This window comes from Cryobacterium sp. AP23 (assembly GCF_054075385.1).
The window spans coordinates 1,231,912-1,254,548 of the sequence record NZ_CM133415.1 but is presented as its reverse complement, the minus strand read 5'-3'; the positions used below and the strand labels follow the sequence as shown (position 1 = coordinate 1,254,548).

General features: G+C 69.0%; 17 protein-coding genes. All 17 read left to right on the top strand.

What is annotated here, in order from left to right:
* Positions 1-8 precede the first annotated feature (8 nt).
* The gene (locus ACU5E9_RS05945; protein WP_456812695.1) at positions 9-1,715 is read left to right on the top strand and encodes an ABC transporter substrate-binding protein; all 1,707 of its coding nucleotides are present in this window, start codon (positions 9-11) and stop codon (positions 1,713-1,715) included.
* A 62-nt stretch (positions 1,716-1,777) separates the two neighbouring features.
* Positions 1,778-3,259 carry an MFS transporter gene (locus tag ACU5E9_RS05940; protein WP_456812694.1) on the top strand — a complete coding sequence of 494 codons (1,482 nt, stop codon included), beginning with the start codon at positions 1,778-1,780 and terminating at the stop codon, positions 3,257-3,259.
* The gene (locus tag ACU5E9_RS05935; protein ID WP_456812693.1) at positions 3,256-4,755 is read left to right on the top strand and encodes an MFS transporter; all 1,500 of its coding nucleotides are present in this window, start codon (positions 3,256-3,258) and stop codon (positions 4,753-4,755) included. The genes ACU5E9_RS05940 and ACU5E9_RS05935 overlap by 4 nt, the downstream gene beginning before the upstream one ends.
* 204 nt (positions 4,756-4,959) lie before the next feature.
* The gene (locus ACU5E9_RS05930) at positions 4,960-5,865 is read left to right on the top strand and encodes an ABC transporter ATP-binding protein (protein WP_456812692.1); all 906 of its coding nucleotides are present in this window, start codon (positions 4,960-4,962) and stop codon (positions 5,863-5,865) included.
* Positions 5,858-6,682 carry an ABC transporter ATP-binding protein gene (locus tag ACU5E9_RS05925; RefSeq protein ID WP_456812691.1) on the top strand — a complete coding sequence of 275 codons (825 nt, stop codon included), beginning with the start codon at positions 5,858-5,860 and terminating at the stop codon, positions 6,680-6,682. Before ACU5E9_RS05930 ends, ACU5E9_RS05925 begins: the two co-directional genes overlap by 8 nt.
* Positions 6,679-7,725: an ABC transporter permease gene (locus tag ACU5E9_RS05920; RefSeq protein WP_456812690.1), complete on the top strand. Its 1,047-nt coding sequence runs from the start codon at positions 6,679-6,681 to the stop codon at positions 7,723-7,725. Before ACU5E9_RS05925 ends, ACU5E9_RS05920 begins: the two co-directional genes overlap by 4 nt.
* Positions 7,722-8,585 carry an ABC transporter permease gene (locus ACU5E9_RS05915; RefSeq protein ID WP_456812689.1) on the top strand — a complete coding sequence of 288 codons (864 nt, stop codon included), beginning with the start codon at positions 7,722-7,724 and terminating at the stop codon, positions 8,583-8,585. The genes ACU5E9_RS05920 and ACU5E9_RS05915 overlap by 4 nt, the downstream gene beginning before the upstream one ends.
* Positions 8,586-8,647: 62 nt before the next feature.
* Entirely contained in the window at positions 8,648-10,306 is a 1,659-nt protein-coding gene (locus tag ACU5E9_RS05910) for an ABC transporter substrate-binding protein (protein WP_456812688.1), read from the top strand.
* 25 nt (positions 10,307-10,331) lie between these two features.
* Positions 10,332-11,651 (top strand): NtaA/DmoA family FMN-dependent monooxygenase, encoded by a 1,320-nt coding sequence (locus tag ACU5E9_RS05905; protein WP_456812687.1) that lies wholly within the window; start codon positions 10,332-10,334, stop codon positions 11,649-11,651.
* A 22-nt stretch (positions 11,652-11,673) separates the two neighbouring features.
* Positions 11,674-13,179, top strand: a complete 1,506-nt coding sequence (locus ACU5E9_RS05900) for an MFS transporter (RefSeq protein WP_456812686.1) — start codon at positions 11,674-11,676, stop codon at positions 13,177-13,179.
* Between the two features lie 95 nt (positions 13,180-13,274).
* Positions 13,275-14,912 carry a DUF2252 domain-containing protein gene (locus ACU5E9_RS05895; RefSeq protein ID WP_456812685.1) on the top strand — a complete coding sequence of 546 codons (1,638 nt, stop codon included), beginning with the start codon at positions 13,275-13,277 and terminating at the stop codon, positions 14,910-14,912.
* Positions 14,913-15,121: 209 nt separating this feature from the next.
* Positions 15,122-16,207 carry a LacI family DNA-binding transcriptional regulator gene (locus ACU5E9_RS05890; RefSeq protein WP_456812684.1) on the top strand — a complete coding sequence of 362 codons (1,086 nt, stop codon included), beginning with the start codon at positions 15,122-15,124 and terminating at the stop codon, positions 16,205-16,207.
* 154 nt (positions 16,208-16,361) lie between these two features.
* A complete protein-coding gene (locus tag ACU5E9_RS05885) occupies positions 16,362-18,041 on the top strand; it encodes an ABC transporter substrate-binding protein (RefSeq protein ID WP_456812683.1) in 1,680 nt (559 codons plus the stop codon).
* Complete coding sequence (locus ACU5E9_RS05880) at positions 18,034-19,116, top strand: ABC transporter permease (protein WP_456812682.1); 1,083 nt, start codon at positions 18,034-18,036, stop codon at positions 19,114-19,116. The genes ACU5E9_RS05885 and ACU5E9_RS05880 overlap by 8 nt, the downstream gene beginning before the upstream one ends.
* On the top strand, positions 19,113-20,045 hold the full coding sequence (locus tag ACU5E9_RS05875) for an ABC transporter permease (protein ID WP_456812681.1): 933 nt from the start codon (positions 19,113-19,115) through the stop codon (positions 20,043-20,045). Before ACU5E9_RS05880 ends, ACU5E9_RS05875 begins: the two co-directional genes overlap by 4 nt.
* Complete coding sequence (locus tag ACU5E9_RS05870) at positions 20,042-21,772, top strand: ABC transporter ATP-binding protein (protein ID WP_456812680.1); 1,731 nt, start codon at positions 20,042-20,044, stop codon at positions 21,770-21,772. Before ACU5E9_RS05875 ends, ACU5E9_RS05870 begins: the two co-directional genes overlap by 4 nt.
* Positions 21,769-22,599: an alpha/beta fold hydrolase gene (locus ACU5E9_RS05865; RefSeq protein ID WP_456812679.1), complete on the top strand. Its 831-nt coding sequence runs from the start codon at positions 21,769-21,771 to the stop codon at positions 22,597-22,599. The genes ACU5E9_RS05870 and ACU5E9_RS05865 overlap by 4 nt, the downstream gene beginning before the upstream one ends.
* Positions 22,600-22,637 lie beyond the last annotated feature (38 nt).

The window sequence follows — 22,637 nt, the reverse complement described above, 5'->3', positions numbered from 1 at the left end:
AGGATCTTGTGAACATCAGCACAACCCGCGCCAGTCGCGCATCGACGGCCTCGGCCAGCCCGCCCCGCCGCCGGAACGCCCTGCGCGTCGGCGCCGTCATCCTGGCCAGCACCCTCGCCCTCAGCGCCTGCTCCGGTGGCGAAGACACCTCGACGGCCTCGGCCGAAACGCAGGATTCCCTTGTCGTGGCCGTTCCGGCCCTGGCCCCCACCCTGGATGGCGCGGTCGGCGGCGGCGGCACCACCCTGGAGTCCTTCGAGATGAACGCCAACCTCCAGGCGGGCCTGGTCCGGAACCCCTACATCGACGGCCAGACCGAGAACACCGTCGTGCAGGACTTCAACGAGTACGTCCCCTACCTCGCCGAGGGTTACGAGGTGAGCGAGGACGGCCTGGTCTACACGTTCACCCTCCGCGACGACCTGCTCAGCCAGGTCGGCAACCCCATCACTGCCGACGACGTGCTCTGGTCGTTCGAACGCAAGTGGGCCAGCCCCCTGTACAGCAAGACGGTCTGGCAGGGCGGGTTCACCGACCCGGCCTCCAGCCTCGCCAAGATCGACGACCACACCGTCGCCTTCACCCTCACCAACCCCGGCTTCGGCGTCACCTTCCTCGGCCTGCTCGCCAACATCCAGGGCCACATCTATGACAGCACGCTGATGAAGGAGAACGCCACCGCCGCCGACCCGTACGCCCTCGAATGGGCCAAGACCAACTCCGGTTGGGGCCTGGGCCCGTACAGCGTCGAGTCCCAGGTTCCCGACCAGGAGATGATCCTCGCCGCCAACCCCAACTACGTGTTCGGGGAACCGGCCATGAAGACCGTCACGCTGCGCGTGGTCGGTGACGCCGGCACCCGGGCCAGCCTCGTCGCCACCGGCGACGTCGACATGGCCGAGGGTGTGCGGCCCGCCGACCAGGCGAAGCTCGCCAACACCGACGGCATCGTGGTGCCCGAGGCCGACCCGATCGAATACGTCGACCTCACCCTGGTGACCAACAAGGCGCCGTTCGACAACGAACTGGTGCGGCAGGCGATGGCCTACGCGATTCCCTACGACGACATCATCACCCAGATCTACAGCGATCGTGCGGTGCGCACCACGGGAAACATCAACACCAACACCGCCGGCTACTCCGTCGACGACCTGCCCAGCTACGACTACGACCCCGAGAAGGCCAAGGACCTGCTGGCCGACGCCGGTTTCGCCGACGGCCTCGCGTTCTCGCTGAGTGTCTCGAGCGCAAACCAGGACTTGGTCGACGCGAGCGTGCTCATCCAGTCCTTCGCCAAGGACGCCGGATTCGACGTCACGATCGACCAGCAGACCGCCCAGGCCTTCGGGCAGGGCCGCACGGAGGCCACCTTCCAGGCGATCCTCTACCGCAACCGCGCGCAGGTGCAGACGCCGACATACGCGTCGACGCTGTTCTTCAAGCCCGGCAACGACTCGTCCAACCCGTCCCGCTGGGAGGACGAGGCCAGCGTCGAGTACTGGAACGTCGTCAACGAGGCCCTCGCCTTGCCGGACCCCCTGAGCGATGAGGCCGGCGAGAAGTGGATCGAGGCGCAGACCATCCTCCTCGAGGCGACGCCGGAGGTCTTCATCGCGTCGATCCAGCCGTCGCAGGTGTTCACCAGCGACATCGCCGGGTTCGCCTACCGGTCGGAGAACGCGATCGACTTCGGGAACATCACGATCGTCGAATAGAAGCACCGCCCCATCCGCACCACCGCCACCAACGCGCACCCCGGAAAGGCACGTGAGCCCGCGTGGTCGCACCCCTTCGAGTAGCCCCCACCCCCACCCCGGAATCAGACCCGGCTGCAGAAGCCCGTCACGCCAGGCGGGTCCTGGCGGTGACGACGCTCGGCATCACCTTCGTCGTCATCAACGGCAGCTCGGTCAATGTCGGACTGCCGTCGATGTCCGCGCATTTCGACGTGGCCGCCAGCACCGCCGACTGGTTCCTGGTCGCGTTCATGCTGGCCAACACCGCATCCATCCTCGTCTTCGGCCGGATCAGCGACATGCTCGGCCGCAAGCGCATCTACCTCGCCGGGCTCGCGGCCTTCGTCGTGCTCAGCGTGCTGTCGGTGTTCGCCCCCAACGCCGGGGTCCTGATCGCCCTGCGGGTGCTCCAGGGCATCGCGGCGGCCACGACGGTGACGAACACCGCCGCCCTGATCGCGGATGCGTCGCCGCCGAACCGCCTCGCCAGGGGACTCGGACTCAACCTCACCGCCGCTGCCGTGGCGAACACCATCGGCCCGACCGTCGGTGGTGTCCTCATCACCGCGTTCGGCTGGCAGTCGGTGTTCCTCATCAACGTTCCCTTCGGCATCGCCGCCATCGTGCTCGGCGCGTACGTGCTCAAGGACACCCACCGCGCCGGGGCGGCCAGGGAGAAATTCGACTATGCCGGGGCCGGCCTGTCCGCCGCCGGGCTCGCCGCCCTGCTCTACGGCGTCAACCGCGTCTCGTTCGGCGGTATCGCCGATCCCGGCGTCATCGTCTTCATCGGCAGTGGCGTCGTGCTGCTCGCCGCCTTCGTCGTCGTCGAGACGCGGGTGGCGCATCCGCTGGTCGACGTCAGCCTGGTGCGGGACTGGGGCAGGGCGTGCGCCTACGGTGCCGCGTTCTTCAACTCGTTCTCCCGCGCGGGCGTCGTCGTGCTGGTGGTCCTGCACGAACAGATCGTCGGCGACCGTACCCCGGCCGAAGCGGGAATCGTGGTGATGGTCATGGCCATCGCCATGATGGTCGCCTCGCCGATCGCGGGCCGGCTCTCCGACTCCTACGCCGCCCGCGGACTGTCAGCCCTGGGCGGGTTGGCCCTGGTCGTCGGCCTCACCGGCCTGGCCGTGTTCATCCGGGATGACTCTCCGGTGGTGACCATGGTCTGGCTGGCGGTAGTGGGCGCAGGCATCGGCCTCTTCACCGCCCCGAACACGACCTCGATCATGGCCGGGGTGGCGCCCAACCGGCGGGCGACCGCGAACGCCGTGCGCTCGATGCTGTTCAACAGCGCCCAGGCCCTCGGCACCACGGTGTCGCTGCTCGTCGTCGCCGCATCCGGCCTGAGCTCGTACGCCGGCACCGTGAGCAACCCGCTCGTCGAAGCCGGCTTCCAGCGCGGCCTGTTCGTCCTGGCCGGCTCTGCCCTGCTGGCCCTCGTCCTCGCCATCATCCGGGGCGGGCCCTGGCTGGCCAGGATCCCGGTGGGCCGGGAGCGAGCCGGCGCCGGCTCGTGATCGACGCGGGCACCGTCGATGGCAATGCCGTCGATGGCAGTGCCGTCCCTGCACCGGCCGACGACCCTGCTCCGGCCAGTTTCCGTGCCGGCCGCGGAGTGGCCGTGCGGGTACTCGTCACGACGACACTGTCCGCTCTCCTGATGTTCGGCACGGCCAGTGCCATGACCGTGGCCCTGCCGGCCATCTCCCGCGACTTCACGGTGCCGGCCCCCACGGCGGACTGGTTCCTCCTGGCCTTCCTCCTCGCGAACACCGCCTTCATCCTCGTGTTCGGCCGGTTGTCCGACTCCTTCGGCCGGCGCTCGCTCTACTTGAGCGGGCTTGCCGTGTTCACCCTCGCGAGTCTCGGCTGCATCTGGGCCCCGACCGAGGGTGTCCTGATCATTCTCCGGGCCGTCCAGGGGCTGGCCTGCGCCTGCGCGGTCAGCAATTCCACCGCCGTGCTCTCCGACGTGTTCCCGGCCCGCACGCTTCCCCTTGCCCTGAGCATCAACGTCACCGGAGGGGCCGCCGCCACGCTGCTCGGTCCCGTGGTCGGCGGGCTGCTGGTGGAGGGAGTCGGCTGGCGGGCGATCTTCGTGGCGGCGGTGCCGCTCGGGCTCGCCGCGCTGGCCACCGGGTGGGGCAGCCTGCGCTTCCTGCATCGCCCGCAGGCAGATCCAGGGACAGCCCGGGAACGATACGACTTCGGCGGGGCCGCCCTCTCGATCGTGGCACTGTGCGCACTCCTGATCGGAGTGAACCGGGTCTCGGAGTGGGGGATCGACGACCCGCGGGTCTGGGTGTGCTTCGCGGTCGCTGTGGGCGGCGCACTGGCCTTCGTGGCCGTCGAGGCGAGGGTCGCGACCCCGCTGCTCGACCTGGCCCTCCTGAAGCATGGGCGCGGCCGGGTGTACCTGTCGTCCTTTTTCACGTCCTTCACCTTCGGGTCGGTGGCGGTGCTGGTCGTGCTCTACCGCCAGATCGTCGAAGGGGCCGGCGCTTCCTCGGCCGGGCTGGTCATCGTGCCGATGGGCGCGGCCATCCTGGTGGGGGCGTTGGGCGGCGGTGCCCTCGGGGCCCGGGTGCCCGCCTGGCTACTGATGGCCTGCGGCGCCGGGGTACTCACCCTCGGCGCGATCGGCCTGGCGGCAGCGCTGCACCTCCAGCTACTCGACCTGCCGCTCGCACCGTTCCTGGCGGCGTGCGGCCTGGGTGAGGGCGTGTACATGGCCGCCGTGACCCGGTCGATCATGGTCGGAGTCCCGGCCAACCGCCGGGCGATCGCCAACGGGTTCCGCAGCGTCCTGCACAACGGCGCCCTGGCGCTGAGCACGGCCGTCGTCCTGCTGATCATCACCGCATCGACCGGCCAGAGCTACGCCGTCGCCGCGGGGGAGTCCGCCAGGGGCGGGTTCGTCGTCGCCACCGTCATCCTGTGCGGCTGCGGCACCGTCGGCTTCGCCACCGCGTTCCGCCGGCGCCGTCCCTCGGGCGCACAACGGAGCCGGTGAACGGCGCAATCTGATCGGGCGAAAACAGGCCGGGCGCCAAAACCGCCGGTCAAGCCTAAGTTCGGCAGCCCTCCAGCACGTTTCTCATGGCGTGCCTGCAGGCGTAATGAGGTCGTCATTGCGACACCGCCAGACCGAAACATGGCGCTTCTACTGTGGTGACCACGCCTCGACGAGGCCCACTTGTTCAGAAGGAGTTCCGCCATGGTCACCACCGACACGATCTCGCCGTCGCAGACCAGCGTCACCGGGCCCATCCAGCCGGAACCCGTGCTGAAGGTCGAAAACCTCATCGTCGACTACGGCGACGTGCGCGCCGTCAATTCGGTCAGCTTCAGCATCGCAGCGGGGGAGCGGGTCGCCCTGGTCGGCGAGTCCGGTTCGGGTAAGACGACACTGGCCCTGGCCATCGCCGGGTTCCTCACCCAGGAGAACATCACCGTCGCCGCGTCAACGTTGCGCTTCGACGGCACCAGCATCGTGCGCAAACGTCACTCCCGGCTCCCGGAGCGGGTGCCGGGGATCGCCATGATTTTCCAGGACGCCATGACCTCGCTCGACCCCGTCTGGACCGTCGGCAGCCAGCTGACCGCCGTGCTGCGGGCGAACGAGGATCTCAGCCGCCGGGAGGCCGGTCAGCGCGCCCACGACTGGCTGCGCCGGGTGGGGCTGCCGGACTCCGACCGCATCATGGCGGCGCGCCCGCACCAGCTCTCCGGCGGCATGCGGCAGCGGGTGATGATGGCGATCGCCCTGAGCGGCCAGCCCCGGCTCCTGATCGCAGACGAGCCCACCAGCGCCCTGGACGCCTCGCTGTCCCGATCCGCGATGGACCTGCTCGAGGAGCTCACGACACAATTCGGGGCCTCCCTGCTCATCGTCAGCCACGACATCCACCTGTGCATGGAGTACTCCGACCGCACCCTCGTGATGTACCACGGCGACATGGTGGAGCAGGGCGAGTCGGCGACGCTGCTGGCGCAGGCCGAGCATCCGTACACGGCCGGCCTGTTGCGCTGCGTCCCAACCCTGGAGACGGCGAATCTGGCCCATCTGCCCACCCTCAAGGACTTCCTCGTCGCCCCCGGAAAGGTTGCCGCTCATGGCTGACACCAGTCCCGCCCGATTCGAACTCGACGGTGTGAACAAGGTCTACACGGTCGGGCACGAGCGCCACACCGCCCTGCAGGACATCAACCTGGTGCTGGACGCCGGCGCCCGGGTCGGCATCGTCGGTGAGTCGGGGTCGGGAAAATCGACCCTCGCGAAACTTCTCGTCGGGTTCGAGACCCCCACCAGCGGCACGGCGTCGTACGCCGGCCGGGAGGCCAGGACGCTGCTGGCGAAGAAGGCCGACATGCTCGCGTTCCGGCGTGCCGTGCAGTTCGTGGCCCAGGACACCACCTCCTCGTTCAACCCGCGCTACAGCCTGCGGGAGTCGGTGGTGCGACCGGCGCGTCAGCTGCTCGGGATGAGCCGGGCAGAGGCCAACGCCCGCGCCGACGAGACCTTCGCCCTCCTGGAGTTGGCACCGGCCCTGGCAGACCGGCGGCCCTCCGCGGTGTCCGGCGGTCAACGCCAACGGTTCAGCATCGCCAGGGCGCTCGTGGTGCACCCGAGGGTACTGATCTGCGACGAGGCCGTCTCGGCCCTCGACGTGTCGGTGCAGGGCACGGTGCTCAACCACCTCAAGGACTATTCCACCGAGACCGGCTGCGGCATCGTCTTCGTCTCCCACGGCCTGCCCGCCACCGCCTTCCTCTGCGACGAACTCGTGGTCATGAGCAACGGCCGGATCGTGGAGACGGGGCGCACCGCCGAGATCCTCGCCGCTCCCCGGCATCCGTACACCCAGTCCCTTCTCGACGCCTATCGGTACACAACCACAACGGCGCCGACCACCGAGTTCGTGGAGAACCCGCTATGAAAACCCTGTTCACGCGCAACCGGTGGTGGATCACCCGCGTCGCGATCCTGCCCGTGCACCTGCTGGTCTTCGCCGCCGTCACGTTCTTCCTGATCCGCGCCATTCCGGGCGACCCGGTTCTCACGGTCACGGACTCCGACGTGTCGCCGGAACAGTACGAGGCGGTGAAGGAATCCCTCGGCCTGAACGGGTCGATTGCACAGCAGCTCGGCACCCACCTGCTCCGGGTGCTGACCTTCGACCTCGGCAACGCCATGGTGTCGGGGCGGCCGGTGCTGGAGGAGTTCGCCCAGCGGCTGCCGTTCACCCTCGAGCTCGTCGTCCTGGCCGTCGCGAGTGTGATCGTGTTCTCCCTGCTCGCCAGCTGGGTCATCGTCTTCCGGCCGCGCAACGTGCTCAGCCGGGCGCTGCGGATCTACGCCCGCACGGCCGGCGCCATCCCCGAGTTCGTGTTCGCCGTCGCCGCGATCTTCTTCTTCTACGCCACCCTGAAATGGGCGCCGGCACCGCTCGGCCGGGTCGATTCGAGGCAATCCCTGCCCGACGTCGTCACCGGGTTCCCCATCATCGATGCCCTCCTGGCGGGCGACCTCGACGTGGCCGCCGCCATCCTGCGGCACCTGGTGCTGCCGATCCTGGTGCTCACCGTCGCCCAGTCGGCCCTGGTGATCAAGATGCTCATCGCCGGGCTCGACGAAGCCCTCGACGCACCGCCCACCCGGTTCCGGATCGCCTCCGGCGCCTCCCGCGGCACCGTGCTGCTCAGCGTCTACCGCCGGGCCGCACCGCCGGCGGTCACCATCCTGGGGCAGATCGTCGGCAACCTGATCGGCGGGGCCGTCATCATCGAGGGGCTCTTCGGGATCGGGGGGATGGGCCAATACGCGGTCGATGCCATCAACGCGAAGGACGTCGTGGCCATCCAGGGCTTCCTGATCGTGGTCTCGGCGCTCACCATCGTCGTCTTCCTGGCCATCGACATCTGCAACATGCTGCTCGACATGCGCCGCCGGCCCGGCGCGGCAGCGACGGTCGTCGCATGAGCGCCGCCATGCTCGCCACCGCGCCGGCCCTGACCGGGCGGAAGCGCTCCTCCTCACTGCGTCGCACCGTCCTCGCGCTCCTGCCGCTCGGCGTGATCGTCGTCGTCGCGCTGCTCGGGCCGCTGCTGGTCACCTATGACCCGATCCGGGTGTCCGGTCCGCCGTCGCTGAAGCCCGACGCCGAGCACTGGTTCGGCACGGATGCGTCCGGCATGGACATCTACTCCAGGGTCGTCGCCGCCACCCAGATCAACGTCCTCCTGGCCACCTCCGCGGTGCTGCTCACCTCCGTCGCGGCGCTGACGATCGGCCTGCTCACCGGAATGTACGAATCCGGCCGGGGGATCAGGGCGTACCTGGCCCGCGGCACCTCCCGGGTGCTGGACCTGTTCGACTCCGTGCCGGCCATCATCGTCGCCATGGTCCTGGTCTCGCTGTACGGGGTGAGCCCGGTCACCCTGGTCGTGACCATCTCGATCATCATGGCGCCGGGCCAGGCCAGGCTCGTGCGCACCGAGGTCCTGCGGATCCGCTCCGAAGCGTACCTCGACGCCGCCCGCATGGCCGGCGCCAGGGAAACCAGCATCGTGCTGCGGGAGGTGCTGCCCAACGCCAGCTGGCCGACCATCGAGAACGCCAGCTACGTGTTCGGCGCCGCCGTCATCCTCACCGCCGCCCTGGGCTTCCTCGGCATCGGCCTGCCACCGCCCACGGCCGAGTGGGGCTCCATGATCGCCAAGGGAGCCTCGGACGCCACGGTCGGCCGGTGGTGGTCCGCGCTCTTCCCCGCCGCGGCACTCAGCGTCACCGTCGCCAGCGTCACCCTCGCCCTCGGCACCCTGCGCTCCCGCCGACCCTGACCCCTGCCCGCCCCTTCGCACCCCTTCGCACCCCTTCGCACACCCACACAGTAAGGAACCCCATGCCTCGCTCTGCCCAAAAACGGCCCAGGCGCGCGATTGCCGCCACCGCCATGCTGCTCACCGGTGTGCTCGCGCTCGCCGCGTGCTCCTCGTCGTCCTCCGAGACCGCCGACGCTCCGCCGGCGAATGACGGCACCCTGGTCATCGCGGCCGCAGCGCAACCGGCCACGTTCGCCTTCGACGCCGGCGGCGGCGGGTCGTACGAGATCATCGAATTCATCATCAACAACGGGGCCACGCTCATCCGCTACCCCTATGCCGAGAACGAGAACGGCGTGCTGGCGCAGGACTACTCCTCCTACGAGGGCGTCCTGGCCGAGTCCTACGAGACCAGCGACGACGGACTCACCTACACATTCCACCTCCGCGACGACGTCGTGAGCCAGGCCGGCAACCCGTTGACCGCTGAAGACGTGCGGTGGACCTTCGAGCGCAAGTTCAACATCCCCACCAGCAGCGTCAAGGCGATCATGGCTCCCGGCCTGACCGACCCGGCCACCCAGCTCACCGTGATCGACGACAAGACGATCTCCTTCACCCTGACCGAGGCGGGCTACGGCTACACCTTCCTCGGCAACCTGACCGTGCTGATCTCCCAGATCTACGACTCCACCCTGCTCAAGGAGATGGCCACCCCCGAGGACCCGTACGCGGTCGAGTGGACCAGGGCGAACGCGAACTTCGGATACGGCGCCTACAACCTCGACAGCTTCACCCCCGGTGAAGAAATGGTCATGACCGCCAACCCGGACTACGCGCTCGGCGAGGCCGAGGTGAAGAACATCGTCTACCGGGTCTCCTCCGAAGCCGGCACCCGGGCGACCCTGCTGCGCAACGGCGACGTCGACATCGCCGAGGAACTCCTGCCCGCCGACCAGGTCCAGCTCGCCGACGAGGGGCTGATCGACCTGCCCGACGTCAAGACCAACAACCTCAACACGCTGCAGCTGGTCTCCAACAAGGCGCCGTTCGACGACCCGGCCGTCCGCGCCGCCTTCGACTACGCGATTCCCTACGACGAGATCATCGAGAACGTCTACCGCGGCCGGGCGCAGCGCCAGGTCGGACTCCTGCCCGCCGACCTGCCCAACTACGACGACACCGGCCTCGAGTCCTACGAGTACGACCCCGAGAAGGCCAAGGACATGCTCGCCGACGCCGGGTTCCCCGACGGCATCGAGCTGGACCTGACCGTGTCGAACTCGGTTCCCGACCTGCAGGAGACCGCCATCCAGATCCAGTCCTACGCCGCCGACGCCGGCTTCACCGTCAACATCAACGAGGTGGCCCCCACCTCGGTCGTCGAGGGTCGCCGGGACGGCACCTTCCAGGCCTACCTCCTGCGTCAGCAGCTGATCAACCTGTCCCCGTTCTACGTGCTCGACATCTGGTTCAAGACGTCGCCGACCTCCAACGTGGCCCAGTGGTTCAGCCCGGAGTACCGCGCCACCATCGAATCCGGCAGCCTCATCGCCGACCAGCTCAGCCCCGAGGCCAACGAGGTCTGGAACGCGGCGCAGCAGCAGCTGATCCAGGAGAGCCCCGTCGTTCCCATCGCGACGGTGGACCCGCTGAGCGGCTTCGGCGCCACGGTCGACGGTTACGCCTGGCGCACCGACAACGTCCTCGACTACTCGCAGTTCACGTTCACCTCGTGAGCCTGACGGAAACAAGGAAGGCACCATGACCAAGAAATTCCACCTCGCCTGGTTCGTCGCGAACGGCTTCGGCGTCCAGGGTTTCCGGGACGGCTGGGACGGCATCTGGTCCGGCACCAACGGCCGCGACTTCGCCAAGGCCGATTTCTACGTCGACATGGCGAAATCCCTGGAGCGGGCCGGCTTCGACTACATGATGCTCGAGGACTCCTCGAACGTGCCGTACACCTACGGCCAGTCGCACGAGACCTACGTCAAGCACGCCATCGCCACCCCGAAGCACGACCCGGCGCAGCTGGCACCCATCCTCGCCTACGCGACCAGCAAGATCGGGATCGTCGCCACGCTCTCCACCTCCGAGTACCACCCGTATATGCTCGCCAGGCAGATCGCGACCATGGACCACCTCTCCGAGGGCCGTGGCGGGTGGAACATCGTCACCGGCAGCAACGACGGCACCGCCCAGAACTACGGCAGCGCCGGGCACTTCCCGCATGACGAACGCTACGACCGGGCCGACGAATTCATCGACGTGGTCAAGCAGTTGCTCGGCTCCTGGGATCCCGACGCGGTGGTGATGGACCGGGAGACCGGAACCTTCGCCGACCACAGCAAGATCCGGCCGATCAATTACGAGGGCCAGTTCTACTCCTCGCGCGGGCCGCTGAACGTTGCTCCCACCCCGCAGGGCCGGCCGGTGTTCTGCCAGGCCGGCGGGTCACCCCGCGGCCGGGAATTCGCCGCGATCAACGCCGACACCGTGATCGGCTCCGCGAACGGCATCGCCGAGATGAAGGCGTTCCGCGAGGACATCCGGGCCCGGATGGTGGCCAACGGGCGCAACCCTGATGACTGCAAGGTCCTGTTCCTGATCGACCCGGTCCTGGGCGAGACCCACGAGGCCGCGCTCGACCGCAAGAAACGGCAGCAGGCCGAGACGGCGGCGAACTTCGAACGGGAAGCAGCCAACTTCGCCCGGGTGACGGGAATCGACTACGCCACCATGGATCCGGACGCGCCGATCGGGGAGCTCAAGAGCAACGGGCACCAGAGCGTGCTCGAGGCGCGGCTGAAGTCGGGCGTGAAGACGGTTCGCGAATTGATCACGAGCCGCTCGCCCACGGACAGCCTGGGCCTGGTCGGCACGCCGGAGGAGGTCGCCGACGAAATGGGCGCCGTGATGGAGGAGATCGGGGGAGACGGTTTCCTCTTCGGAACCCGCACCGTCAACCGGCACGCAATCAGCGAGATCACCGACGGCCTGGTCCCCGCACTGCAACGCCGGGGACTGACCCGCACCGAGTACGAGTTCCCCACCTTCCGGGAGAACCTGCTCGCCTTCTAACGCGAGCGGCCCCATCCGCTGGATGGGGCCGCTCGCTCTGCCGCCGTCGCCGGGAGTGCGACGGCTCTTCCGAGAGGACATCATCGCCATTCACGCTCACGCTCCCGCGTCCGGCCCCGAGTCGCGCCCGTCCCTGCGACCCGTCGTGGTGCCGCTCAGCGGCCTGTTGGTCGCACAATTCGTCGCCGGTCTCAGCGGCACCATCGTTGCGACCTCGATCCCCACCATCATGCGAGCCCTGGACGGCCCAACCAGCCACGCCACCTGGCTGGTCGCGGCGACGATCCTGGCCAACACGGCCTCCACCCCGATCTGGGGCAAGCTCGGCGACCTCTTCGCGACCAAACGGATCCTACAGATCGCCATCGGCTTCTTCGTCGTCGGCTCGCTGCTGGCCGGGTCGACGGGAACAACGGGCACGCTCATCGCCGCCCGCGCCATCCAGGGCATCGGACTGGGCGGGCTGCTCTCCCTGATCGCCGTCGTCATCGCCGGCCTGGTGGAGCCACGGCAACGCGGCCGGGTGAACGGTTGGCTGACCAGCGTACAGACCACCGCGACGATCACCGGCCCCGTGCTCGGCGGCCTCATCGTGCAGCTGCCCGGACTCGGGTGGCGGTGGTGCTTCTTCCTCGGAGTCCCCTTCGCCGTCGCTTCCATCGTCATCATCGCCGCGACCCTGCAGCTGCCGGCCCGCACCGTGGTGCGCGGCCGCGCCGACTGGGCCGGCGCGCTCCTCGTCGGGTCCTCCATCGCGGCGCTGCTGATCTGCATCACCGTCGTCAGCGATGCGGGGTGGAGCGTTCCGGCGGCGGTCATCGGCAGCTACGGGGTGCTGGCCCTGATCGCTGTTGTCATCGTCGAGCTGCGGGCGGACGATCCCGTCGTGCCGCTGCGCCTCCTCGGCAGCCGCACGCCCTTGCTCTGCGTCGTCGCGGCGGTGAGCGTGGGCACGAACCTGTTCGGCGGCACCGTGTTCGTGAGCCAGTACCTGCAGACCGGGCTGGGCCTGCCTCCGACGGCATCCGGGCTGCTGCTGATCCCGATGGCCGTCGGCACCGTGGCGACGGCCCTCGTGGCCGGGCGGTTCACCAGCCGGACCGGGCGCATCCGCCCGGTTCTCATCACAGGTGCGTCGATGCTGGTCGTCGGCAACATCGTGCTTTCCCAGGTCGATCTCTGGCCGGTTCCGCTGGCCATCGTCGGCACCGTGCTGATCGCGGCCGGGCTGGGCGCCCTGACCCAGAATCTGGTCCTGACGGCGCAGAACTCCGTGCCGTTCGCCCGGGTCGGGTCGATCAGCTCCTCGGTGATGTTCTTCAACTTCCTGGGCGGCACCGTGGGGCTCGTCATCTTCGGGGCGGTGCTGGCCGCGGAGATCTCCGCCCTCGTGGCGGGCGGAGCGTCGACGGCCGAGGCGACCGTGACGGCGACCCCGGACATCTTCGCCCTCGCCGCACTGGTGTCGGCGCCGGCCCTGATCGCGGTGCTCGCGCTGCCGGGGGTGCTCCTGCGCAGCTCGCGTTAAATGCGCCGAGGGCGCCCCCGCCATTGACAGGGGCGCCGGCCGGGACAATCGTGGACCTTCGATCGGGCAGCGTCGCCGGAGAAAGGGCCGCCATCATGACCGAGCAGTCGAGCACGACCGAGGAGCCGAGAACAGCGCCCTCGAACAGCACCGAGCCTTCGAACAGCACCGAGCCTTCGAACAGCGCCGAGCCTTCGAACGGCACCGAGCACTCGAGCACCGAGTCCGCCACCTCAGGCAAGACGGCGCCTCCGACCAAGAACGGCCGGTCCCGCACGAACGGGCAGGCCAGGAAGTCCGGCACCCCGGTCCAGGTCCCGCACCCGACCGTGGCCGAGCGGGCCGCCGCGGGCAGGGCCGCGCGGCAGAACGCGACGGTGTCCAGCCATCGCGGCTGGGAACCCGCCGCGGACCGTCCGGACCCCGTCGCCCTGCTCGAGGAGCAGAACCGCACCAGGGAGAAGGAGCTGGTACCGGTGCGGCACGGCCGCATGATGGCCTCCCCGTTCACCTTCTACCGCGGCGCCGCCAAGATCATGGCGGCCGACCTCAAGGACGTCCCCCGCGCCGGACTCATCGTGCAGCTCTGCGGTGACGCTCATTTGTCCAACTTCGGCGTGTACGCCTCGCCGGAGCGCAGCCTGTTGTTCGACCTCAACGACTTCGACGAGACCCTGCCCGGCCCGTTCGAATACGACGTGCTGCGGATGAGCGCGAGTTTCACCATTGCCGCCCGCAACAACGGCTTCACCGCCGATGAGGTGAGCTCCGTCACCCGGCGCGCCGTGCAGTCCTACCGGGAGGGCATGGCGCAGTTCGCTTCGATGGGCGCACTGGACGTCTGGTACGCCAAGCTGTCCGAGCAGGACCTGATCACGGCGATGGACACCGTGCGGTCGACCCAGAAGGGCAAGGCCGCCAGAAAGGCCGTCAAACGCCTCGAGAAGAACACGATCAAGGGCGCCGCCAAGGCCAGGACCCGGGACAGCCTGCAGGCCCTCGCCAAGCTCGCCGAGAAAGTCGACGGCCGCTACCGGATCGTCAGCCAGCCGCCCATCGTCATTCCGGTACGGGACTTCGGCTCCCTGTTCGGCGTGAGCGCCGACGAGACGCAGGCGGCAGTCCACGATCAGCTCGAGGCGTACCGCGCCGCCCTGCCGGCCGACCGGCGCCGGCTGCTCGAACGTTTCAAGGTGGTGGATGTGGCCCACAAGGTCGTCGGCGTCGGCAGCGTCGGCAGCCGGGCATTCATCGCCCTGCTGGAGGGGCGGGACGACCAGGACCCGCTGTTCCTGCAGGTGAAGGAGGCCACCGCATCCGTGCTCGAGGACCACCTGCCGCCGAGCGAATACGAGCCGGGGGAGCGGGTGGTACAGGGGCAGCGGATGATGCAGGCAGCCAGCGACATCTTCCTGGGCTGGACCAGGGGAGTGCAGGCCGGCCGGTACCTGTACTGGCGCCAGCTGCGCGATATGAAGGGGTCGGCGGTGGTCGAGGGGATGGTGCCCGCCGGCATGACTTTCTATGCCCATGCCTGCGGCTGGACCCTCGCCCGCGCACACGCCCGGTCGGGCGACCCGATCGCCATTGCCGCCTATCTCGGGACGAACGACAAGTTCGACAAGGCGGTCACCGACTTCTCCGAGCGTTATGCCGACCAGAACCAGCGGGACTACGACGCGTTCCTCGAGGCCGTGCGCACCGGCCGGCTCGTCGCCCGGGCCGGCGTCTGACCCGCAACTGTTCCCCGTGCGGACAAATGCACCCGGTGCGCCGGGTGCATTTGTCCGGAACGGGAACAGAAAGGGCCGGTCGGGCGCGGGTCCGGGCCGGGGCCGCCGTACGATGGCAGGACACACCACCGCTGACTGCGGCAGGCACCGCGCTGCACTGCGGCAGGCGTCCGCTCGACTGCGGCGGCACCGAAGGCGAAGGAGGAGACGTGGCGAAGGCACCCACGGTCTACGACGTCGCCGAGCGTTCCGGCGTCTCGATCGCCACGGTCTCCCGGGTATTGCGCTCCCCGGCCGCGGTGCGCGAGCACACCCGCGAACGGGTCCTGGCCGCCGTGGCCGAACTCGGCTACGTGCCCAGCGCCGCCGCGCGGGGACTCGCGGCCCGGCGCACCAACGTCATCGGCCTGTTCTTTCCCGGCCACGACGAAACCGTGCCGGACCAGCCCGTCGACTCTGCCCGTGGCGACACCGTGCCCATCGTGGACGGCGACGCCGATGCCTCCTCCGACACCGAGAACCTCTACTTCGACGAGGTGCTCCGCGGCGCCGAGATCGAGGCCTGGCGCCGCGGCTTCGCCCTGATGGTCGCCGCCGGGCGCGGCTCGAGCCGGGAGGCCCTCGTCACCGACATCGCCGGCCGGGTCGACGGGCTCGCCGTGCTCGCCCGCACCGTTCCCGACGAGCTCCTCGCCTACGTCGCCCGAAGAATCCCGGTGGTGATCCTGGCCGGCGCCCAACGCGCCGACGACTTCGACCACGTCAGCGCGAGCAACGGACCCGGCATGCGTACCCTGGCCAACTACGTGCTGCAGGACCACGGCGTGCACGACGTCGTCTACATCGCCGGACCGCTTGATTCCCCCGACGACGCCGAACGGCTCGCCGGCTTCCGGGACGCCCTCGCCGACTCCGGCGTGGCCCCCGACAGTGTCCCGATCCTCCGCAGCGACTTCACCCGGGAGGGCGGCCGGGCCACGGCCGCCCGCATCCTCGCCGGGCGCCGCCCGCGCGGCATCCTCTGCTCCAACGACGAGACCGCCCTCGGGGTGCTCGACGTGCTCGAGCAGCGCGGCATCCGCGTGCCGGAGGATGTGCTGGTCACGGGCTTCGACGGCATCACGGCCGGCCGGCATTCGAGGCCGCGCCTGACCACGGTGCACCAGCCCATGGTGGAGCTGGGCCGGGCCGCCGTGCACGCCATCACCGCCCGGCTCGACGACCCGAACCTCGCGCCCCAGGCGTTCACCCTGCCCGTCGAGGTCGTACTGCGGGAGAGCTGCCCCCGCGTCTGACCGGCAGATCGGCGACACCGAAACCGATCAAACGCTTGCAATCCGTTAATGTATGCGCATACAATCGACGAACAGATCACGCGTCCGTGCGCTTCACCCCGCACTACACCCCCGACGCGGTCAGCTCAACGATGACTGAGGAAACCCGGTAGTAATGATGCAACCCATTCCATCTCGGCGGAGGTCCCGGCCACTGGCCCGCACCCTCGCCGCCGCCGCGGTCTTCGTCGCCGCATCCGCCCTCGCCGCCTGCAGTATCCAGATCCAGAGCGCGCCAGACCCGTCCATCCCCGACGACACCATGCTCGTCGCGGCCGACAACGGCTCACCGCTGTTCGAGAAGAACTTCAACCCGTTCATGATCAACAAGCGGGTCGCGGCGTTCTACATGTACGAGCCGCTTATCGTGCTCGACAACCTCAACGCCGAAGAGCACCCGTGGCTCTCCACCGGCTACACCCAGCCGGACCCGTCCACGATCGTCTTCGACATCCGCCAGGGCGTGACCTGGTCCGACGGTGAGGACTTCACCGCCAAGGACGTGGGCTTCACCTTCCAGCTGCTCAAGGACAACCCGTCCCTCGACCTGCAGGGCATCTGGAGCTACATCGACACCTTCGAGGTCGGCGACGACACCGTAACGGTGCACCTCACCGCCCCGGACGTGCCGGCCGCGCAGCTGATCGCGTCCACCACGCTGATCGTGCCCGAACACATCTGGGCCGACGTGGAGGACCCCACCACCTGGCGGAACCCCGACCCGGTGGGCACCGGCCCGTACACGCTGGGCAACTTCGCGCCGCAGCAGTACACCGTGGACAAGAACCAGGACTACTGGCAGGCCGACACCGTCGCCGCCGAGCACCTGATCCTCCCGGCCACGAACACCCAGCTCGACGTCGCCACCAAGGGCTACGACTGGGCGTACTCGTTCATCAGCGATGTCGAGGGCGCCTGGGTGGATGCCGGCAACCAGAACACCTACTGGTTCCCGCCGGGCGGCACCATCGCCCTGTTCCCCAACCTCACCAAGGCGCCGTACAACGACGTCAACGTTCGGCTGGGCCTCTCCACGGCCCTCGACCGTGCCGCGGTCGGTGACGCTGCCGCCGAGGGGTACATGGACCCGGCCGGGCAGACCAACATCCTGTTGCCCAACCAGGAAGACGTTCTCAACCCCGACATCCCCGACTCCGGACTGATCACGCAGGACACCGCCCAGGCGCTGGACTACTTCGCCGCCGCCGGCTACACGCAGCAGGGCGGCAAGCTCGTCGACGCATCCGGCACCCAGCTCAGCCTCACCATCACCACCGCCGCCGGCTACAACGACTGGCTCAAGGGCGTGCAGGAGGTGCAGAAGCAGTGGGGCGCCATCGGCGTCGACGTGAAGGTCGAATCCCAGCAGCCCGCCGCGTACACCCTGGCACTCCGCAACGGCGAGTACGACTTCGCCATGGGCGCCACGGGAGGAACCGGAAACACCTTCCGCGACTTCAACAACCTGCTCTCCAGCGAATGGGTCAAGCCCGTCGGCGAGGAGGCCAGCAACAACTTCGAGCGGTTCAGCGACCCCGCCGTCGACAAGATCCTGGCCGAGTACAAGGTCGCGCTCGACCCCGCGGTGCAGGCCGACCTGGCCAACCAGCTGCAGGAGGTCGTCTACGACCAGATCCCGTCGATCAGCCTCTACTACGGCGGTTCCTGGGGCCTGTTCAGCGACGCGAAGTTCACCGGCTGGCCGAGCGCGGACGACCCGTACGCCTCGCCCAAGACCTACGAGTCCACCCCGCTTCTCGTTCTCACCAATCTGAAGAAGGTCAATGATGACTAGCACCCAAGCGGCGCCGCGCGGCGTCGACGGCGTCGCGCCCGCGGGCACGAGCCCCACGGATGCCGCGCGCGAGCCCAGCCCGGCGCTGGCCGCGCTCGGCTACGTCGGCCGGAAGCTCGGCCTGTTCGCCCTCACCCTGTGGGCCGCCGTCACGGTCAACTTCCTGCTGCCGCGGCTGATGCCCGGCACGCCGGCGGATGCCGCCCTGGCCAAGCTCGCCCAGAACGGCCCCGTCTCCGAGGCCACCAAGGCCGCGATCGAAGCCCAGCTCGGCGTGCCCACCGGCAACATCCTGGAGCAGTATTTCGCCTACCTGCACCAGGTGGTGACGCTGGACTTCGGCATCTCGTACACCTTCTACCCGCAGAGCGTGGGGGAGCTGGTCTCCGCGGCCCTGCCGTACACGCTCGTGCTCGTGGGCCTGGTCACCGTCGTCGCGTTCATCCTCGGCACCCTGCTCGGGGTGCTCGCGGCCTGGAAGCGCGGCACCTGGCTCGACAGCGTGCCCACCCTGGTGGGCTCGTTCATGAGCGCCTTCCCGTACTTCTGGACGGCGCTGCTGCTGCTCTTCTTCGCCGGTTACGTGCTGCGGCTCTTCCCCACCTCCGGCGCCTACGGACCCACGGCCGAGCCGAACCTCTCGTTCGAGTTCCTCGGCGACGCGCTCTACCACGGGGTGCTGCCGGCGCTCACGATCCTGATCACCTCGCTCGGCGGCTGGATCCTGGGGATGCGCAACACCATGATCTCCACCCTCGGCGACGACTACGTGACCTTCGCAGAGGCGAACGGGCTCAAGCCCCGCACCATCGCCCTGCGCTACGCCGCCCGCAACGCCATCCTGCCCAACCTCACCTCCTTCGGCCTGGCCCTCGGCGGGGTCGTCGGCGGCTCGATCCTGGTGGAGCAGGTCTTCGGCTACCCGGGCATCGGCTACCTGCTCTTCAACGCCGTCACCAACCAGGACTACCCGCTGATGCAGGCACTCTTCCTGATGATCACCGTGAGCGTGCTCATCGCCAACTTCCTCGTCGACATTTTGTACGGCGTGCTGGACCCGAGGACCCGACGATGACCACCTCACTGCCACCCACCACCGCCATCCTGCGCGCCCCGGTCACCCCGGCCGGCGAGGCGCCCTCCGCCTGGAAGGTCGTCGCCCGGGTCGCCTCCACGATCTGGTCGAACAGCAAGGCCCGCATCGGCCTGCTCATGCTGGCCGTGTTCGTGTTGCTGGCGATCTTCGCCCCGCTGATCGCGCCCTACGGCGCCAGCGAGACCGGCTTCGAACGCAGCGCAGACCCCAGCGCCGCACACTGGCTGGGCACCACCGCCGCCGGTGAAGACGTGCTGAGCCAACTGCTCTACGGCGCCCAGGTCAGCATCTTCGTCGGCCTCGTCGCCGGCCTGCTGTCCACCGTCATCGCCGTGCTCATCGGCCTGAGCTGGGGTTACGTGCGCGGTTTCGGCGCCGACGTGATCAACTTCATCGTCAACCTGTTCCTCGTCATCCCCGGCCTGCCGCTGATGATCGTGATCGCGGCCTACCTCTCCGGCGGTGGCATCGGCATGATCATCGTCGTCGTGGTGATCACCGGATGGGCGTGGGGCGCGCGAGTCCTGCGCAGCCAGACCCAGTCGCTGCGCTCCCGAGACTTCATCACCGCCGCGGTCTTCAGCGGCGAACGCCCGTTCCGGATCGTGTTCCGCGAGATCCTGCCCAACATGACCTCGCTCATCGTCGGCAACTTCTTCGGCGCGGCCACCGCGGCGATCCTCGCCGAAGCCGGCCTGGAGTTCCTCGGCCTTGGCGACTCCACCGTGGTGAGCTGGGGCACGATGCTCTTCTGGGCGCAGAACTCCAACGCCCTCCTCACCGGCCAGTGGGCGCTCCTGTTCGCCCCCGGCCTCTGCATCGCCCTGCTGGCCACCTCCCTCACCCTGATCAACTTCGGCGTCGACGGCATCAGCAATCCCCGCCTCCGGGAAGGAACCAAGAAATGACCCCGTCTCCGTTCACCCCGGCCCCGCCCGCCGCGAACACCACCCTGCTCGAGGTGCACGACCTCTCGGTGCACTACGGCTACGGCGCCGCTGCCACCCACGCGGTGCAGAACGTCTCCTTCCGGCTGGCCCACGGCGAGTTCGTCGGCCTGGTGGGGGAGTCCGGCTCGGGCAAGTCCACCCTCGGCTTCGCGCTCACGGGCCTGTCCAAGCCGCCGGCGCACATCGAGAAGGGCCGCATCCTCTTCGGCGGCAAGGACATCGCCAGCCTCGACGCCGAGCAACTGCGTGAGCAGCGCCACGGCGGCATCGCCATGGTGCTGCAGTCGGGCATGAACGCGCTCAACCCGGTGCGCAGCATCCGCAACCACTTCATCGACATTTTCCGCGCCCATGGCCACGTCGAGAGAAGCCGCTGGAGCGCCCGCGCCACCGAGCTGATCGGCAAGGTCGAACTGACCCCGCAGGTGCTCGACCGGTTCCCCGGCGAGCTCTCCGGCGGCATGCGCCAGCGGGTGTCGATCGCCCTGGCGCTCTCCCTCGAACCCGAGCTGATGGTCTTCGACGAGCCGACCACGGCGCTGGACGTCCTCGTGCAGCACGCCGTGATGAACACCATCATCGAGCTGCAAAAGGCCGAGAACTTCACCGCCATCCTGATCAGCCACGACCTGGGCATCGTGCTCGAATCCGCGCAGCGGGTGATGGTGATGCACGAGGGCCGCATCGTCGAGGATGCGCCGGCGCGCCAGATCCTGGAGAACCCTCAGGCCGACTACACACGGATGCTGCTCTCGCACTACGCCGACCCGCGCGCCGACGTGGTGGAACTGCCCGGTTTCGCCGACCGTCAGCAGCGCCAGAACGAGGGCGCCGCCCGCGCCGACGGTGCCACCCACACGCCCACCGTCTCGCCGCGCACCCGGCGCACCGACCAGCAGAGCATGATCGTGCAGAACGTGTCCAAGGTGTACCCGGCTCCGCGCCGCGGTGAGGCGCCGGTGCGGGCCGTGGACAATGTCTCGTTCACCCTCGAACCCGGGTCGGCCCTGGCGCTCGTCGGCGCCTCCGGCTCGGGCAAGTCCACCATCGCCAAGCTCATCACGGCGGTGGAGAAGCCCACCAGCGGCAGCATCCGCTTCGGCGACCTCGACGTGGGCACGCTGAACCGCCGGAACTTCCGCCAGCTGCACCGCGACGTGCAGATGGTCTTCCAGGACCCGTACTCGGCGCTCAACCCGCTGCACACCGTGGAGTACACGCTCACCCGCCCGGTGATCAACTTCACCGGGCTGCACGGTGCCGAGGCCCGCCGCCGGGTGCTCGAACTGCTCGACATCGTGGGCCTGAACCCGGTGGAGGAGTTCGCGGCCAAACTGCCGCACCAGCTCTCCGGCGGCCAGCGCCAGCGCGTGGTCATCGCCAGGGCACTGGCCAGCGACCCGCAGGTGATCATCGCCGACGAGCCCGTGTCGATGCTCGACGTGTCGCTGCGCGCCGGGGTGCTCGCCCTGCTCGAGGACCTCCGCGAACAGTGGGGGGTGAGCCTGCTCTACATCACCCACGACCTGCTCTCGGCGCGCGTGGTCACCGACAACATCATGGTCCTCAACCATGGCGCCGTGGTCGAGCGGGGCATCACCGCCGATGTGCTGCGCAACCCGCAGGACGACTACACGATCCGGCTGCTCGACGCGATCCCCAACCCGCGGAAGGACGTCGCGTGAGCGCGCCGTTCGGCTCGCTCACCCTGGCCCCTGAGCTCGAACACTTCACCGTGGACACCGCCGCCGGCCCACTCACCGCCTTCCGGGTCCTCCCGGCGGGGGAGCGCCGCGGCGTGGCCCTGCTCGTGCCCGGCTTCACCGGCTCGAAGGAGGACTTCCGGTTGCTGCTGCCGCTCATCGCGGCGCACGGCTGGGAGGTCGTGAGCTACAGCCAGCGCGGCCAGGCCGACTCCGCGGCCCCGGTGGGCGTCGAGAACTACCGGCTCGACGACTTCGCCGCGGATGCGGTGCAGGTCGCGGAGGCCATCGGCCACGGTTCGCCGGTGCACCTGGTCGGTCACAGCCTCGGCGGCCTGGTCGCCCGGGCCGCGCTGCTACGTGACCCTGCGCTGTTCGCCGACCTCACCATGCTCTGCTCCGGCCCGGGCGGCCGGGACCGCTCGCACGCGGCCGACGCCGCGCTGGTGGCCGAACACGGCACGCTGGCCCTCTGGGCGCTCGACCACCCCGACGGCAGCGTCCTCACCGCCGACGATGAATTCCTGCGCGACCGGTTCATCGCGTCGTCGGTCGACAATTACCTCGGCGGCGCGTTGATCCTGCAGGCCGCGGTCGACACCTCCGCCGAGGTGCACGCGACCGGCGTGCCCACCCTGGTGGCGCACGGCGACACCGACGACGCCTGGCCCATCCCCGCGCAGCGGCTGATGGCCGAGCAGCTCGACGCGTCGTACCGGGTCATCCCGCAGGCGGGCCACCTGCCCAACCTCGACAATCCCGGCTTCACGGCCGCCATGCTCAACGACTTCTGGGCATCCACCAGCTGATTCTTGTCACCACCTCGCACCACCGCTACCCAAGGAGA

What these genes read in the sequence shown, in the direction of transcription:
- ACU5E9_RS05930 (WP_456812692.1), top strand. Translation starts at nt 4,960, where the DNA reads ATGGTCACCACCGACACGATCTCGCCGTCGCAGACCAGCGTCACCGGG.
- ACU5E9_RS05925 (WP_456812691.1), top strand. Translation starts at nt 5,858, where the DNA reads ATGGCTGACACCAGTCCCGCCCGATTCGAACTCGACGGTGTGAACAAG.
- ACU5E9_RS05920 (WP_456812690.1), top strand. Translation starts at nt 6,679, where the DNA reads ATGAAAACCCTGTTCACGCGCAACCGGTGGTGGATCACCCGCGTCGCG.
- ACU5E9_RS05915 (WP_456812689.1), top strand. Translation starts at nt 7,722, where the DNA reads ATGAGCGCCGCCATGCTCGCCACCGCGCCGGCCCTGACCGGGCGGAAG.
- ACU5E9_RS05910 (WP_456812688.1), top strand. Translation starts at nt 8,648, where the DNA reads ATGCCTCGCTCTGCCCAAAAACGGCCCAGGCGCGCGATTGCCGCCACC.
- ACU5E9_RS05905 (WP_456812687.1), top strand. Translation starts at nt 10,332, where the DNA reads ATGACCAAGAAATTCCACCTCGCCTGGTTCGTCGCGAACGGCTTCGGC.
- ACU5E9_RS05900 (WP_456812686.1), top strand. Translation starts at nt 11,674, where the DNA reads ATGGGGCCGCTCGCTCTGCCGCCGTCGCCGGGAGTGCGACGGCTCTTC.
- ACU5E9_RS05895 (WP_456812685.1), top strand. Translation starts at nt 13,275, where the DNA reads ATGACCGAGCAGTCGAGCACGACCGAGGAGCCGAGAACAGCGCCCTCG.
- ACU5E9_RS05885 (WP_456812683.1), top strand. Translation starts at nt 16,362, where the DNA reads ATGATGCAACCCATTCCATCTCGGCGGAGGTCCCGGCCACTGGCCCGC.
- ACU5E9_RS05880 (WP_456812682.1), top strand. Translation starts at nt 18,034, where the DNA reads ATGACTAGCACCCAAGCGGCGCCGCGCGGCGTCGACGGCGTCGCGCCC.
- ACU5E9_RS05875 (WP_456812681.1), top strand. Translation starts at nt 19,113, where the DNA reads ATGACCACCTCACTGCCACCCACCACCGCCATCCTGCGCGCCCCGGTC.
- ACU5E9_RS05870 (WP_456812680.1), top strand. Translation starts at nt 20,042, where the DNA reads ATGACCCCGTCTCCGTTCACCCCGGCCCCGCCCGCCGCGAACACCACC.